This is a genomic window from Bacillus sp. A01H (genome assembly GCF_045277205.1).
Taxonomy (GTDB): domain Bacteria; phylum Bacillota; class Bacilli; order Bacillales; family Bacillaceae_G; genus Bacillus_A; species Bacillus_A paranthracis.
Genome location: NZ_CP117702.1, coordinates 1,310,121 through 1,325,120, shown reverse-complemented (window position 1 = coordinate 1,325,120; position 15,000 = coordinate 1,310,121). Strand labels below are relative to the sequence as shown.

At 35.3% G+C, this 15,000-nt stretch carries 21 protein-coding genes; 1 reads left to right on the top strand and 20 read right to left on the bottom strand.

The annotated features are described in order from the left end of the window. Window positions 1-9 precede the first annotated feature (9 nt). Complete coding sequence (locus PSR14_RS07055) at window positions 10-1,473, bottom strand: hypothetical protein (RefSeq protein ID WP_098214538.1); 1,464 nt, start codon at window positions 1,471-1,473, stop codon at window positions 10-12. 369 nt (window positions 1,474-1,842) lie between these two features. Here PSR14_RS07055 and PSR14_RS07050 point away from each other — a divergent pair, with 369 nt between their 5' ends. Further along, the gene (locus PSR14_RS07050) at window positions 1,843-3,072 is read left to right on the top strand and encodes an IS110 family transposase (RefSeq protein WP_098487274.1); all 1,230 of its coding nucleotides are present in this window, start codon (window positions 1,843-1,845) and stop codon (window positions 3,070-3,072) included. Window positions 3,073-3,222: 150 nt separating this feature from the next. Here PSR14_RS07050 and PSR14_RS07045 read toward each other — a convergent pair whose 3' ends face one another. The 19 genes from PSR14_RS07045 to PSR14_RS06955 all read right to left on the bottom strand — a co-directional run bounded on the left by PSR14_RS07045 (window position 3,223) and on the right by PSR14_RS06955 (window position 14,999). Then, window positions 3,223-3,372, bottom strand: coding sequence for a hypothetical protein (locus PSR14_RS07045; protein ID WP_006914606.1), 150 nt, complete (start codon window positions 3,370-3,372; stop codon window positions 3,223-3,225). A gap of 68 nt (window positions 3,373-3,440) precedes the next feature. Next, the gene (locus PSR14_RS07040; RefSeq protein ID WP_000415940.1) at window positions 3,441-3,785 is read right to left on the bottom strand and encodes a hypothetical protein; all 345 of its coding nucleotides are present in this window, start codon (window positions 3,783-3,785) and stop codon (window positions 3,441-3,443) included. 6 nt (window positions 3,786-3,791) lie between these two features. Beyond that, window positions 3,792-4,385, bottom strand: coding sequence for a major tail protein (locus PSR14_RS07035; protein ID WP_006914605.1), 594 nt, complete (start codon window positions 4,383-4,385; stop codon window positions 3,792-3,794). Beyond that, window positions 4,386-4,715 carry a hypothetical protein gene (locus tag PSR14_RS07030; RefSeq protein WP_098214536.1) on the bottom strand — a complete coding sequence of 110 codons (330 nt, stop codon included), beginning with the start codon at window positions 4,713-4,715 and terminating at the stop codon, window positions 4,386-4,388. Next, a complete protein-coding gene (locus PSR14_RS07025) occupies window positions 4,715-5,056 on the bottom strand; it encodes an HK97 gp10 family phage protein (protein WP_098214535.1) in 342 nt (113 codons plus the stop codon). Before PSR14_RS07025 ends, PSR14_RS07030 begins: the two co-directional genes overlap by 1 nt. Window position 5,057: 1 nt before the next feature. Next, window positions 5,058-5,411, bottom strand: coding sequence for a phage head closure protein (locus tag PSR14_RS07020; protein WP_089148395.1), 354 nt, complete (start codon window positions 5,409-5,411; stop codon window positions 5,058-5,060). 1 nt (window position 5,412) lies between these two features. Continuing rightward, window positions 5,413-5,706 carry a hypothetical protein gene (locus PSR14_RS07015; RefSeq protein WP_340135139.1) on the bottom strand — a complete coding sequence of 98 codons (294 nt, stop codon included), beginning with the start codon at window positions 5,704-5,706 and terminating at the stop codon, window positions 5,413-5,415. 5 nt (window positions 5,707-5,711) lie between these two features. After that, window positions 5,712-6,866, bottom strand: coding sequence for a phage major capsid protein (locus PSR14_RS07010; RefSeq protein WP_006914594.1), 1,155 nt, complete (start codon window positions 6,864-6,866; stop codon window positions 5,712-5,714). Window positions 6,867-6,869: 3 nt separating this feature from the next. Beyond that, a complete protein-coding gene (locus tag PSR14_RS07005) occupies window positions 6,870-7,658 on the bottom strand; it encodes a head maturation protease, ClpP-related (RefSeq protein WP_098214552.1) in 789 nt (262 codons plus the stop codon). Beyond that, window positions 7,642-8,805 carry a phage portal protein gene (locus PSR14_RS07000; protein WP_098487495.1) on the bottom strand — a complete coding sequence of 388 codons (1,164 nt, stop codon included), beginning with the start codon at window positions 8,803-8,805 and terminating at the stop codon, window positions 7,642-7,644. Before PSR14_RS07000 ends, PSR14_RS07005 begins: the two co-directional genes overlap by 17 nt. Window positions 8,806-8,813: 8 nt before the next feature. Next, a complete protein-coding gene (locus tag PSR14_RS06995; RefSeq protein ID WP_098487494.1) occupies window positions 8,814-10,481 on the bottom strand; it encodes a terminase TerL endonuclease subunit in 1,668 nt (555 codons plus the stop codon). Further along, window positions 10,478-10,795 carry a P27 family phage terminase small subunit gene (locus tag PSR14_RS06990; RefSeq protein WP_006914586.1) on the bottom strand — a complete coding sequence of 106 codons (318 nt, stop codon included), beginning with the start codon at window positions 10,793-10,795 and terminating at the stop codon, window positions 10,478-10,480. The genes PSR14_RS06995 and PSR14_RS06990 overlap by 4 nt, the downstream gene beginning before the upstream one ends. Before the next feature lie 126 nt (window positions 10,796-10,921). Continuing rightward, window positions 10,922-11,257, bottom strand: coding sequence for an HNH endonuclease (locus PSR14_RS06985; protein ID WP_078187444.1), 336 nt, complete (start codon window positions 11,255-11,257; stop codon window positions 10,922-10,924). Window positions 11,258-11,272: 15 nt separating this feature from the next. Beyond that, window positions 11,273-11,581 carry a hypothetical protein gene (locus tag PSR14_RS06980; protein ID WP_061656728.1) on the bottom strand — a complete coding sequence of 103 codons (309 nt, stop codon included), beginning with the start codon at window positions 11,579-11,581 and terminating at the stop codon, window positions 11,273-11,275. 487 nt (window positions 11,582-12,068) lie between these two features. Then, the gene (locus tag PSR14_RS06975) at window positions 12,069-12,281 is read right to left on the bottom strand and encodes a hypothetical protein (protein ID WP_006914581.1); all 213 of its coding nucleotides are present in this window, start codon (window positions 12,279-12,281) and stop codon (window positions 12,069-12,071) included. A 103-nt stretch (window positions 12,282-12,384) separates the two neighbouring features. After that, a complete protein-coding gene (locus PSR14_RS06970) occupies window positions 12,385-12,789 on the bottom strand; it encodes a CHRD domain-containing protein (RefSeq protein WP_078187285.1) in 405 nt (134 codons plus the stop codon). 1,317 nt (window positions 12,790-14,106) lie between these two features. Further along, entirely contained in the window at window positions 14,107-14,496 is a 390-nt protein-coding gene (locus tag PSR14_RS06965; protein ID WP_023523437.1) for a hypothetical protein, read from the bottom strand. A gap of 17 nt (window positions 14,497-14,513) precedes the next feature. Then, on the bottom strand, window positions 14,514-14,636 hold the full coding sequence (locus tag PSR14_RS06960; RefSeq protein ID WP_006921851.1) for a DUF3983 domain-containing protein: 123 nt from the start codon (window positions 14,634-14,636) through the stop codon (window positions 14,514-14,516). A 168-nt stretch (window positions 14,637-14,804) separates the two neighbouring features. Beyond that, window positions 14,805-14,999 (bottom strand): hypothetical protein, encoded by a 195-nt coding sequence (locus PSR14_RS06955; RefSeq protein WP_023523438.1) that lies wholly within the window; start codon window positions 14,997-14,999, stop codon window positions 14,805-14,807. Window position 15,000 lies beyond the last annotated feature (1 nt).

Genomic DNA, 15,000 nt, shown 5'->3' with positions numbered 1-15,000 from the left:
CACAATTTATCATCTACCGAAAAGTTTTACACCAATCTCATTTCGCTTTGTTTCATTTTCAACCTCATTTAAAGCTTTAGCGATACTTGTCATAGCGGTTGAGCCTTCTTTACCGCCTTTTGCTACAGATTGCCCCCATTTTTCTAACTGATCAACTGAAATCTTTGTACCTTCCAAGGCTTCTTTCATTGATTTATCAACACCCTGCCCAAATTCGGCTGCTTTGATACGTCCCTCTTTCAAACCATCTAAGAGATTATCAATATTCCATGTTCCTGTATCAACACCCGCTGCCATAATTGCTTGTACTTCTTCAGCTGTATAACCAGCTCGTGTTAATTGCCCACCATATTCAGCGATAATATCTAATTGCTCAGGTGGGAATCCCATTTTAAAAAGAGAATTTGTTAATGCTAGAGCACTTTCATTAGTTATCCCTAATTCATTCCCGATTTCATTCGATTCTTGAATTAACTCAGTAAAATCAATACCAGCATAAGCTGTAGTAATGGCTGCTGCACCTTTTACAATTGATGTATTAGCTGTATCGCTTACGGTTTTATTTAAAGCCCATTGTCTACGCGTTCCTTCAAGAGCTTCCTCCACATCTACACCATACGCTTCGATTCCTCGAACAGCTTGTTCAACTGATTTCTTAGATGATGCCGGGACTTCAAAAGTTACATCAATTTTCGTTTTTAATTTTGAGGCATCAAGTGCTTTTTCAATTACACCTGAGATGCCACCTGCCGCCATTGCTCCACCTAACATATTTTCTAAACCGATATCTAACTCTTTGAAGCTTTTACCTGCTCTTTCAGCTTCTCGTGAAAGGTCCCTTAAATCATTTCGAACTTGTTGTATTGAATTACCATCATCAACAGAACGAAGCGCACGTTGTAACTTTTCAATATCAGCTTCTGCTCCCAATGCTTCACGACCAATAAGACCAATTGCTTGATCTAACTGTCTACTGGTAGCCGTACCACTTTTAATTGCATTCACAAGACGATTTCCTAACACTCCTGCAAAATCATCAACACTTTTCCCTGTAGCTCTAAATAATGTTTCTAATTGCCTTGTTGAACTCGCTACGTTGTCTTGTTCAGCTTTCATATTTCCAAGCTTATTTTTCAGACCATTAAGTGACCCTTCTGTAAATTCAATTTCACGCCTAAACGCACGATATTGTTCCTCAGAAATCTTTCCATTTTGAAACTGAGCTTGCACTTGTTGTTCTGCTGCCTTCAATTTATCTAGCTTTTGGGTTGTATTTTCAATTGCTTGTGTAAGTAATTGTTGTTTTTGAGCTAATGCTTCAACATTACCTGGATTAAACTTTAACAATCGTTCAACATCTTTTAATTCTTTTGTTAAATCATTACTTCGCTTATTTACATCTTTTAAAGCATTTTGTAACGGCTCTGTATTCCCGCCAATTTCTATCGTAATTCCTTTAATTTTTCCTGCCATTTTCTCACCTCTCTCGTATATTAATATTTAAGCCCTATTACAGGCTTAGATTTTCTTCTTAATAAGAGCCCTATAAATAAAAATACTTGGACGTCCCAAGATATTTCTAGATAATGATTTTAGGATCATTTGGGACAATTCTTTCACCTCCTGTGGATTTACCACATTTGAAGAGTGTTTCTCAGTGAACGTGCGGACTCCCTACTCGCAGGCTGAGCAGCCTGACCCTCGAACCTAGATGATAGTAGCTCTAGGGCGGCTTTCGATTCAGGACTAGCTCTCATACACGAGGTTGTTGGTCGGCGTACACACTAGAGATATCTCGAGACGTCCAAGAAATGATTCTAATATAGAAGGGAGGTCTCTTACATGAGATTATTTGTTGGTTTAGATGTAAGTTCGTTTGATATGAAAGTTTGCTTTTTAAATGGTGATGGAGAAAAACTGGATTCTTTTTCGGTCAGTAATGACCTACCGGGAGCTACTACACTCAAAGAAAAATTATTACAGTGTGTTGCAGGTAAAGAGGTCGACATCCTTAAGATTGGTCTAGAATCCACCTCTGTTTACAGCTTTCATCCTTCTATGTTTCTTCACCATGATATAGATTTACAGCGTTTTGGAGCAAAAGTATTTCTCCTAAACCCAAAGCAAGTCGCAAATTTTAAGAAAAGTTATTCTGACATGAATAAAACCGATGAGATTGATGCCTTTGTCATTGCTGATTACTTACGATTTGGCCGTAATCAAATGTCTATCGTAAAAGAAAGCCAGTACGTGGCACTGCAGCAATTAACTCGATCACGATACCAACTTGTCAAAATGTTAACGAAAGAAAAACAACACTTTCTTCAACACCTAAGTTTTAAATGTAATACATTTTCACAAGAGGTGGATACTTCCGTATTCGGTAGCGCCATGACAGAACTATTTCTTGAAAAATTCAGCTTAGAGGAACTCGCTAATATGCCTTTAGAAGAACTCGCTGAGTTCCTACAGAAAAAAAGTCGAAACCGTTTTGGTGATCCAAAATGCGTAGCAGCATCCATTCACAAAGCTGTGAAAGTTTCTTATCGCTTGGATAAGGTTGTAGAAGATTCAATAGATGTCATCTTAGGTACATCCATCGCAGTCATTCGTACGTTTCAACAGCAAATCAAGGAATTAGAAAAGTCTATTAAAAAAATCATGGCTGGTTTGACCCAAACACTTGAATCTATTCCTGGAGTAGGCCCTGTTTTCGCTGCCGGTATCATTGCTGAAATTGGCCAAATCGAAAGATTTGACGATGAAACAAAAATAGCCAAATACGCTGGATTATACTGGCGAAAGCACCAATCCGGTCGTTTTACAGCCGAAGATACTTCATTATCCCGTACAGGTAATCATTACTTGCGTTATTACTTAGTTGAAGCCGCCAATTCAGTAAGAAAGCATGTATCAGATTATCAAGAGTATTACGTGAAAAAATATAATGAAGTACCAAAACATCAACACAAACGTGCACTCGTTCTAACCGCAAGAAAATTTGTGCGATTGGTGGATGCGCTACTACGTAGCCACCAACTTTTTACGCCTGGAAGGTGTGTGAAAGAATGACATAAAATTTTGTCATCGCTACCTTTCATTATTTTCCAGTAAATTACATTCGTTACTGGTTTAGTTTTGTGATGCCTTTTTTAAACAAATTGACCTTTGACAACTTTAAACTTTGTTATTTCTAAGTTGACATACTACCGCAGGTCTTCTTTAGAAACTATTAAAGTCTGCTTGCGTTGCTTTACGCGTTTTTTCTTGCGGTGGCTTCTGCATTTCTAAATATCCATCGATATAATCAAGGCACATACCAATTGTCATATCTTCTAAATCTGCTTTTGTAAGTTTGCATTTATAACACAAAACAAGGAACGTCTCAGTGGTGAACACATCACCCTGATTCGCTCCTTGTTGACTATTATTATTGCTATCTACAACTTTTTTTTAGATTGAATTGTGGAAGCTATCATATCTTGAATATCTTCTAAAATTTCGATGATTGGAAACTCATCAAATGAATCTAGCCAGACCATTGGCTCTGGTATCTTTGGATCGGCCGTTTTTGCCATAGTCCAAACAAGATTATAGAATACTTCGAAATCCACACTATCTAACTTACTTGGGTCTAGATTTTCCATATCGATTTTTCCAAGTGGTGCTAACTTGAGAAGTTGTGCGAAATAATCCTTTCCAAATTGCGCTTTAAATCGGACTGGTGTCCCTCCTGTACTTTTTAAACGAATGTCTTGGCCATCTACTGTAATTGTCTTTTCCATTTACTATTACGCTCCTTTTGGTGCTGCTGGTTTTTTAACGTATACTTCTTTGTACCAATTACCATAAATTGCTTGAGTTGTTTTAGATGTTGTTTTTGTTTTAACCATTGGTCTTCCACCAGGAGCTAACACGATTGGACTAGAAACAAACTTCAGTTCATTTGTATTTGGTTCGGCTGAATTTGTTTTTGTTTTAGATGCAATTGTTGGACGACTCGCTGCACAGTTATACATAACATGTCGAGTAGCGTTTATATCGCCATCGAATTCAAATAGTAATGCAAATGGTTTCCCTTTAGCATCAGCTACTTCATTTAATACACCATCTGTCTCATCTAATTGTTCGCCTAACGCATCAATAGCAAATTGTTCTGGGATAGTAGCAATGCTCAATGTTCCATCGTAACCTTGGTTATTGCTTGCTGCGTAATAAAGCATGTCATCAGCGTAGAACTCAATTAGATCTCCTCGTGGATCAAAGGTTAATTCAACCGCACCTGGTAATCGAATCGGTGTACTGAATGTAATTGCACCATCTTTAATTTCATAGAGTGCATAATGGACATTTTTCAGACCGAAAGCTACTTTATTTTCATTCATTTATATCAACCTCGTTCCGTATATTTTTTGATACATTTTTTCAGATTCAATAAAAGTCCCGTACGAGTCATAAGGAATCTCGTGATCGTCTAGGACCTTTTCAAGCTTTGCTTCTGCGACTAAATCTTTTTTAGTTGTATAAAGCTCTATATTTAAATCATTTATTTTGTGATAAACCTTGTTATCTGCCATTAGGTTTGCTGATCCATCCACAAGGAAACAAATATAAGGTGGCGCTGGGACCGGCTTCGTTGGTGTTGCTGTGAAATGCGAATAAGCCACAGGATATCCTGTAGCTTCAAGAATTTTTGTTAATTCACCTAATGTCATTATCCAAGCGCCCTTTCAATCTGTCTTGGTAATTCATTAATTACATACTCTTCAACTGGACGAATATGAACTTGACCTGGAACACGTCCACCGCCAACTTTCGCATGTCCTTTTTCTAAAAGATGTGTTAATTGCCCTTGAGTATTATGAATAACAACACCATTATCTTCTTTTTTCTTACGCCACCCTTTACGATAAGCACCTGTTTTTTTAGGACTGTTTTGTTTTAATTTATTCACAGCAACATCAGCAACTTCTTCTTGCGCTGTCAACAATTCTTCTTCCACAACATGGGCATATCTTTGTAATTCTCTAGCAAGTTCGCTCGCAAAATCATTCATATCAAATATGCTCCTTTGCGATAATAGTCAATGTTTGATACATTTCATCATCATTCATTGGCGGTTCGATAATATCAAAGATACGACCTTTCATATTGATTCGCATTAATTCTGTAATACCTGCTGTATAAGGCATCACAAACCGATAAATTCGTGTAGATTGTGATGCCGAAGCTTCAATATACTCCGAACCTTTTACCGTTTTTATCATTGCCCATGCTTTTTTTACTTCTTGCCAATTACCTGTTTCAACTTCTTGATTCAAATCATCTTTTATTACTTCAGGTTGCTCAATGATAATTCGATTTCTACAATCACCTGTATTCAGTGGTTTTTTATACTGAAAAGGACGCATATTAATCACCGTCCAATTTAATTTCTTCTAATGCTTTCTCGATACCTAAACTATTAATCTGACTTAAAAAATTCTTGTCAAAATACTCTAATGCATCGTTATAAACATAACGAGAACGTTCAAAGACTAATTCTTTGAACTCCTCATCTTTATTTAAATCATAATTCCCACAAACCCTAAGTAATGCCTTGTTAGACGTAGAAAGGATGCGCTTTAGGTTATCATCTTCCTCATCCCCTAAGTGCATCCTTTCTTTAAATTGCTGTAATATTTCATTCGAAATTACTGTATTCATTCACATCACCCTTGTGTTGGTGGGGTTACTTCTTCAAGCTTTAATGTATAAACTTGTGAAGTGTATTTATCCTTCGGTTTACCTGTAGCATATTGTTTAGCAATATAAACAGTTGCATCTTCTAAAGCTAATGTTTCTTCATACTTCTTGATTGGCTCTGTTCCACCCATCGCTGCAATGTATTCCCCTTTAACAAAGAAAACCACTTGTCCTTGAGGTACAAATACAGATTCTGTTGGGATTGGATTAAAAGGTAAGCTCGTTACATATACACCTGCCGCATTTTGAATCGTAGCATTTGCTTGAATATCAAAAGTATCGAATGGGTTTGTTACCATAACTACTTTACCAGCAATATTTTTCGGACGATCTGCATCGGTTTTACCATCAGGATTTAATTTTTTAGCCAATAATTTGACCACGCCTTTTAATTCATTAATTGTTTTACGACCAGGCTCAAAAGTTAAAGTTCCAGCAACTTTTTTATCTGGATATACTCCATTCGTGACACTTCCGCTAGGGTCTTTTAATAATCCAATAGGTTCATTTTTACCCGTACCAGCTACAAAACCACGTTCTAAACCTACTGACATTGCTTCTGTAATCATAGTACGAACATATCGTTCCACCCATACTGGACCAAGCTTCAACATATCATTTGCTAATGGAATAAATGCTGTTAATTTCAGTTGAGTAATTGATTCTTTTCGGAATGCAGCATTTAATTGCCCTTTAATATCACCAAATAACGGTCCCCATACAGCTGCACCATCTGGATCTCCATATATAAATTCTGTCACGGCTCCTAAATTCTCTAAACCGATATGCTCTAGTAACGGATGACCTTGAACTAAATCATCAAAAATTCTCTCTTGTGTTGTTTTAGGTAAAGTTTCAGTAGATTTAAAGCCACCCTCTTCAACAACGGCATTAAAGAACTTCATTTCTTCACTTGTTAATACATTAGCACCACGAGATTGCATAATAGAACGATCTACCATTGATTCATTCACTTGATTTAAAATATCTGAACGAACATCTGTAGCAAGTGCTTCAATCATGGAATTTAACGCTGCTGTTTGTTCTTCTGCTGTACCTTCCTGTGTCGCTTTTGCAAAAGCTAGTTTTTTATCTTCGAAATTATTAAACTTAATAACCATATTTTATTTTCCTCCTAAATTTAAAAAGAGCGTACTCAAATTCTGTTTCGGTTTAACAGGAACTTGAATAGGCCCTTTGGGATTTGTATTCAGTTGTAAATCATTCAGAATCTCATTTTTTAATCCTGATAAAGCTGCGCTTAAATCTTCTTTTGTAATTCCTTGTGATCTTTCCTTTCTCAGTGTTCCGTTTCTAAAACCATCGATTACTTTTTGCGGAATCATGGAAGAACTGGCGCTTGAAGCTGTCATTTTAACTGTATTCTCCATAAACATGATTTCATCCGCAAATTTATTTTCTAATGCTTGTTGCGGACCCATCCAAGTCTCTTCAGCCATCATATTAAGTAGTTCCTCTTCTGATTTACCGCTTTTAATGACATAAGCATTTACAATTGCACTATCTGTCGTTTTCAACATTTCAGCTGCCTTTTCCATGTCACGATGATCTCCACCATTCCACATTGAAGCATTATGAATCATAATTTGTGCTGTAGGTGATATTCGGACTTTATCACCAGCCATCGCAATAACAGAAGCCGCACTTGCAGCCAAACCAACAATTTGAACTTCCACGTTACCAGGATAATTTTTTAATGCTGTATAAATTTCTGACCCTTCGTGTACATAACCACCAGGACTGTTAATCGATACAATTAAATCATCACCATTGGCATTAGTTAGTTCTTTTGAAATTTTACCTGGGCTTACAGCATCCATTTCAAACCAATCATAAATCCACGCTTCATCATTCGAAATAATTGGTCCTTTCACGTCAATTTTCACCGTCATTTGTATTCTCACCCCCTTCAGAGTCATTTAATTTTGTATAGTTCTTCGTAATATGATGGATATTTAGGTTTGGATCATCCGACTCTTCATAATCTACTTCCGAACGAATTTCATTCCCCGTAAATGCACTTGAAGAAATGAGTTTATCAATACTTGTCGCCAGCTCAAATATACTTTGATAGGAAACCGCCTTAACCTCAATTTTTTGTCCCAAAAGATATTCACTCATTTCGAAGAATTTAACATTCGCTTCATCAGATAGTTTTTTTAATAATGGTCGTACTGTGAAAAGCATATAATTTTTCGTTTGCTTTTCTACATCAGCCATTTCTCCATATATCAAAGCTATAGGAATACCAATTGCCATAGCTACTTGATTTAAGAAACCATTTGTTACTTTATTAATTTCTTCCACACTTGGACCATTCGCAACACCATTGTATATCTCGTTATAATTTATACCTTTTTGCTGTGGAACAATAGCTATATCTTTCGAACCAATTGACTTATACATGTTGTCTATAAACTCTTGTAACTTTGCTATTTGTTCTTCAGTTTTGGCACCAATCATATCCATATCAACCGTACCACGAACTTGATTTTTACGTTTTTGAGAGTTTAATATCCTGCCGAATAAATCTCCGTAGTCTGCAAATAATCCATCAATAAGTGGAGATAATTTATCATTCCGATACTTCAAATGAATAACTTCGCTTTGCTTAAAACTTCTCTTAAACGTATAATCTTTAACCCTTACATCAGTAAAAGTATCTTCAAAAACAGCGTACTCATTATGTTGAAATCCATCTGCAATAAGTAAATCACCATCATCTGCTTGTATAACTAAACACTCATTATCATAAATAAGTTTGCGAATAAACCGTTCCCAAAAGGTACTTGCGGTCATATTCTTGTTTGGTCTTATGTTTAATCGATAATAAAGCTCATCCTTCTTAAATGATTTACCATTCCTTACTCTAAATTCAGATTGACTAATCGTCCTTCCTAAAAATGATACGCATGTATCAATCGCCAAGCGTTTCATATGAAGCCTGTTTGCTGTATCAGTTATTATGTCCAGATCCAACATAAATTCTAATTCTTTATTTCTTTTAAATACTGTACCTAACCATCCAATGGTTATCACCCCCTTTATTAGAATTTAATATTGCCTATAACAAAGTCAGTAGCTTCTTGTATCTCATCCGCCCGATAAAGAGCATGAACAAAACACTGAAACCCATCTGTTTTTCGACGAACGGGCTCTTTCTTTTCGTATATTTTATTTCCATCAGCTTTGATAACAACCAACACATTTTGCGTATACCAACGCATTAGCGGATTATCTTCAAAAATAATTTGTTTATTTGCAAATGCCATTTCAATACGTGGAGCTAATAAACTATGAATAGCTTTTGGGTTTCGTATAACTTCTATTTCAAACCCTTCTGCTACTAATAGCGGTCTTATTGCTTCCATACGGAAGTTATCAGCTATAATTTTTTTGATTCCATATTGCTCGCGCATTGCTACAAACCAATCAACAATATGTTGAGGATTAATAGTAGGCTCGTCCACAACTGTTAACAAACCTTGCTCTTCCCACTCTTTGATTGGAGCGAATTTTTGTTTCTTGAACTCGCCTGCTTTTTTAGAATACCCGTAATAGATATCAACAAATTCTTTTCGTACGAAGGAATGAGTTTTAAAGATATATTCACCATTTTGTCTAAATAAAAGACCACATGCTGCGAAATCTCGAATACTCGCAAAGTCTAACGCTCCTATGCATTCTTGAGCATGTAAATCAGGGAACGGACGGTTTGTAGCAAGAATCTCTGACCATTTTGCAACAGATCGTTCTAGATTTGTAACTGGTAAGTTCATACGCTTTGTCATAAATTCTTCTCGGTTACTTGGATCATCCTCTAAATCTTCATATTCTTCCTTTATCGTTTCAAGTAATCCCTCAGCATACTCGCTTAGTGGCTGCGATAACATAGGATTAGCTAATTCCCAATTATCAATATCATCAACTTCCTTTTCATCATTAAGCTTACAAATAAAAGGAAAGACAGCGTTTGGACGTGCTTCGCCTTTTAAAATTTTCATTGCTTTTTCTTTTAATTTATCTAAGAAACCGTCTCGTACATACCCATCTGTACCAATATAAAACTCGCGTGGATTCTTTCTTTTCCCCAAACCGCTGATGTGGACGCGGACATCTTTATTGCTTTCATATCGATGTATTTCATCGAAAACAACCGCACCGTCTCGCAAACCATCTTTTGTATCTCCGTTTGATGTTCTAAACTTCAATACACTTGCAGTAGCTCTTGAAGTAGTTTGTGTTTCAGTTGCTTTAAAAGCCTTTTTTAAAGTTTCATGTCTGCGAACCGTTTTCTTTACTTCATCAGGACTTGTCTTCGCTTGTTCTTCACTATTTGCAACAACAGATATGTTATATTCAGGTATCCCATGCAATTCACTAATTAAAAAATGAGCGATAACTGATATTAAACCGTTTTTACCACCACCGCGTCCTAACATCCACAAGAACTTGCGATAAAATACACGACCATTCTTCTTATAAAGTAAAAAAACGAATGCTATTAAGAATTTTTGAAATGGCTGCAAAGGAAAATACCACTTCTCACCGAAGTTGATACAGTCCTGGATCATTTCATCATCAAAATACAAATCGTCTCTGTTTAAAACGTATTTTTCTAGATAATTAATTAACAGTTCTCTTTCTTTGTTGAACTTTACCTTTCCGGATCGATAAAACTCAATGTATTCTTCCACATACTTTTGCTTAATCATGTTAAATCACTTTTGCTATATCCAGTATTAGAATTATCAATCTTAGGAGGATTAAAATCTAATCCTAAATCCTTTCCTAATGCAATTAATGAACTGTTAATTTTATTTTTCTCCGCAATCGCTGGGTTTGGTTTGGTGAACTTTTGCGATCCGTTAATTGTAGTAATCATTGTTCCAAACTCTTCAATAGCTTCATCCAATTGATAGTACAATTCTAAGAGGTTTAAATACCTCTCAACCTTCTCAACTTGAATGCTATTTTCTTCATCTATTCGATTTAATAGTTCTCTTTTTACTTTCGCTTTGTTCTTCACAGTCACCACCCCCCTTACGTGCGTAAATTTAGCAAAAAAACCTGACAGTTAACCCCCTCCTCCGGTGCCCCTTAGACGAAAAAAAGCCCAACCTTCGAACCGGGGGGCCTTATCCCTGAATCATTTTCACCACTTTTCATCGTTTTCCCATTTGTTCGGTTTCTTTTTGAATGTTCTACCGTGTTCTTTATTATGGCAATCCACACAGACTGTTTCTAAGTTATCTATTTCTAATGCAAGTTCTGGATGATGTCCTAGTTCTTTTATATGATGAACAACGAGTTGAATCTTCTTACGCTTGGCACGCTCACTGTACTCATTGGTATCAGTTTGTACACGACCATTTCGTTTACATTCCTGACACTCATAATTGTCTCGCTTTTTTACTTCTTCTCGCAATTGTTTCCATGCCCTACTGTCATAGAACTTACGTTTTTGTTGTTTTGTTTTATATTCTCTCATTCTCTCTTTACCACTCTACTTTCGAACTACTCCTCTAAACAACCATCTATCAACCCTTCTTTTTAATCTCATAAAAAAGGAAGGATTGAATTGTTTTTGATTCTTTTCATCATTCTTTACTAATTCTTCTATTGTCGAATCCATAAGATGAGTCATTGAATAGAACATAGGTTGTTGACCATACATTTTATAATATTTAAACTGAAGTTCATCCATTTCTACTACCGTTCGATTTTTAAAATATCTATGATAAATTATATCGTCCAAAGGACTTAGACCGAGCGCATCAATTTTCTTTTGTACCTCTGTTTCAATATGTTCCATCTTCTCCACTCCTCGTCTTATCTGTTCTCATTCAAATACCATTTGGGCATTTGCTAATTTATATTCATTTTTATTGGTATACAAAACCAAAATTAACAAATAATAAGAGTGGATGAAGAACTTTCACTACGGCTTTGTACATTGAATGACCCCAATTAGCTATTCTACATCTTTGAAATGTATGAATATGTATGCGCTTCATCCTTTCAGTTACTCCATGAAGGATAAGGAACATGTTGTATACTTCCTATTAAACCTACACCATTATTTCCCTTTGTTATAAATTATACAACTGTTCTTTATCCCTTCCCTTTTACATTTGTAAAAGGTTATATTTACGATTCTAGACTTGTCTGTTTCTTGTTATAGTAAAAGTACCCTAACATTCCGAATACCAATTATGGTTATAATGGACTTTTTTTACACTTCATATGCACAGTTGCTTATCTCACACAGATGATGCTGCAGCTGTGCTTTTCATTTCTTTCTACTTCTTTAAAAATTCATCCATAGTTTTATCTAACAAACTAACCATCGCTTCTCTTCTTTGCTTTGGTGTTGTATTGTCTTCCAACCCATTAAAGATTGGAATTACATTTTCTAATTTCCGTTTATCGATACGCTCATTCACAAGCTCCTGTCCTAACATTGAAATGAATGTGCCGATAATCACGGCTTGTTCTTGTTTAATTAGTTTCATTCTTCATCCTCCTCCAAAACAAAAAGCACCCAGATGGATGCTTCCTTATTTCACATGACACTCCCTCGCTTTTGCTACTATTGAAAGACTATCTCTTATAGAATCAGCAACAACAAGAAGATAACTGACCACGAATCTCACCACTAGGATGTTGAACAGTACGAACATTAATATAAATATTTTCAACATTAATTTCATTTACAAGATCCCTTAACGAATGACCTGCTAATGAACCAACTAAATTAGCTTGAGTAATTTCTCCTGTAAAAATAGCATATTCTATTGAAATAGGTTTTTCAATTGGTCCAAATAAAAACCCCACAACAGGACCATTGGTCCCCTTTGGACCTAAATGTAGATGCCCCATTGTTACCTGATCTAGTGCATATAATCTCAATTTAAACTCTAAACTACGATTATCCTGACTTAATACAAAATATGCCTTTCCTCGAGCCATTGTTTCTACTGCGGGAACTTCCTCTACTCCACATAGGTTTGAGAAAAACATAATAATATAGTCCTCCCTTTGAGTCTTACTAAGGTGTGTCACAATTTACGATTTTCTTCTATATCGTATGTAAATAAATAGACAAGCGTGTCCTTATCACAGATGAGTTTAATTTATGCATAAAAACGAATTAAATATACAAAGTGACTTCCTATAACATTATTTATTTTTAGTAGATAAATCAAGAACCAACTGTTATATCAATGTTTATTTAGTTTACATAAGATATCCCTTTATTCAATCCTTATACATTTTCTTTAAACCAATTTTTTTAACACTATGCATTTGTGATTCCTTACATAAACTTCACATTGTTAACTTTCTGTATTTTTTTAGTTATATAAACCAAATTTATTTTTAATTTTGGTTACAAATAACCAATATTTACATATAGTATCTTGAGCACCTTCCTTAACACGGTAAATTTCTAAAAAACGGGTACTCCGTCACCGGTACTCGTTTTTTTACATAATGAAAGAAAAAATCAAAATAAAAAAGGTATTTAACACCAAACGTAGAATACAATACATATCTTACTCTCTTATGTTTTTGGTTTATATGTACAACAGAGGCGATTTCCTTCGCCTCTTTTTTTATTGCAACTCATTTTCATTGGTATAAAAAACCAAATATTAGCACATAGTAAGAATGGAAGAAGGACAGATGATATTGTGTTTGTATGAATTCCCCTTTGTTTCCACACACGATTATATAACCAAATACGTTTGTCCTTCTTCTATAAAGGATGAAAAATGCATCATGCGAATTTATACTCCACATGACCTGCCATACATTGCATTTGCATTTTTCATTCCTTTTGAAATGAATTATATAATACGGTACGTGATATTTTAATATCCATTCACCACTGTTATCGAACCTTACCTTATTCACGACATATGCATCTTCTAATTTTGGCATACGAAAGAGGGCACTCCCCTCCAGATAAGTGCCCTCTCGTAAAGAGGAATTGTAACTGTTCCCTATAAATGTATGATTCGGCATTCCGATTATGTCTGAAATTTGGTAAATCCAACAAAATTAATTAGTTTTTTGGTAACAATCTTTATCTATTGTTACATATATTATCTTGAAATCCTTCTTGTCAAACTATTATTTATTTAGGACTTACTCTCATAACAATAATAGTAGACTATCAGTTTCAAAAAACGAGTACTGCCTCTGTCACCAATACGCGTTTTTTGACATGATGAAAGAACAACTGTAGACCAGCTATCTTTTCGTCAATTCTTTATGTTATTACTATAACTCCTTTTTGCAATAGTTAACATGAACTGAAGTGAACTTAATGTTTTGTTAACCTAGCTTTTGAGCATATTCAATCATTCGCTTTATTTGCGCATGTTTATTATAGATATAACGCGGACTGTAGTCTAATTCTTCAGCAAGCTTTTCCAATGTCTTACCCTCCACATACTTACCATACATAATCTTATGTTCTAATCCTTTGAATGATTGAATCACTTTCTTTAATTCGTACATGTCATTCATCTTATGAGCTAGGTCATGTTCACGTACAGCAATACGATCTTCAAGCTTTCCTCCTTCTGCCCCTTCAGTTAATCGCACTTCTTGCAAGTCACTATATATCCAACGTTTTAACTCTTTCTTGCTTCTATCTAAATCACTTTCTAAATAGATAATTTCATCTTCTAACTTATGATAACCTTTTAACCATTCTAGCAATGTGTATGCCACCTCACTTATTTTAAGATGCCAGCTTGTACAAATATGTTTCTCCACGCTGTTTCAACACGATATCTTTCTACTAACTTACCTCTACGAGCAATTGCCTTTCTAACCTTACGTTTCGTATCCTTTTTCATTGTTTTCTCCCCCTTTGATTTCATCTCAAAACTGATGAATTGTTTTATAAACTGGTTTCACACATTTTTAGACATTTTATCGTCCACAGAACTATGGTATTGAGAATATATTTAAACGCTGAATTTCCTCATTATATAGCTCCTTTTTCATAGGAAATGAATGATTGACTAAATTACATATCGTTTGATTCTTTTATCGCCTACGTTCACCTCTATATATTCCAAACCATCACTGGTTTTATCAAATGACACTACTTCACCTATTATTTTTGAAATTTCATTTGATAATGTTCTAAATGGAAACAGTAGCGTTTCACCTTCCACCACATTCGCTTTTCCCATACTAGGTCTGTATTTTTTCATA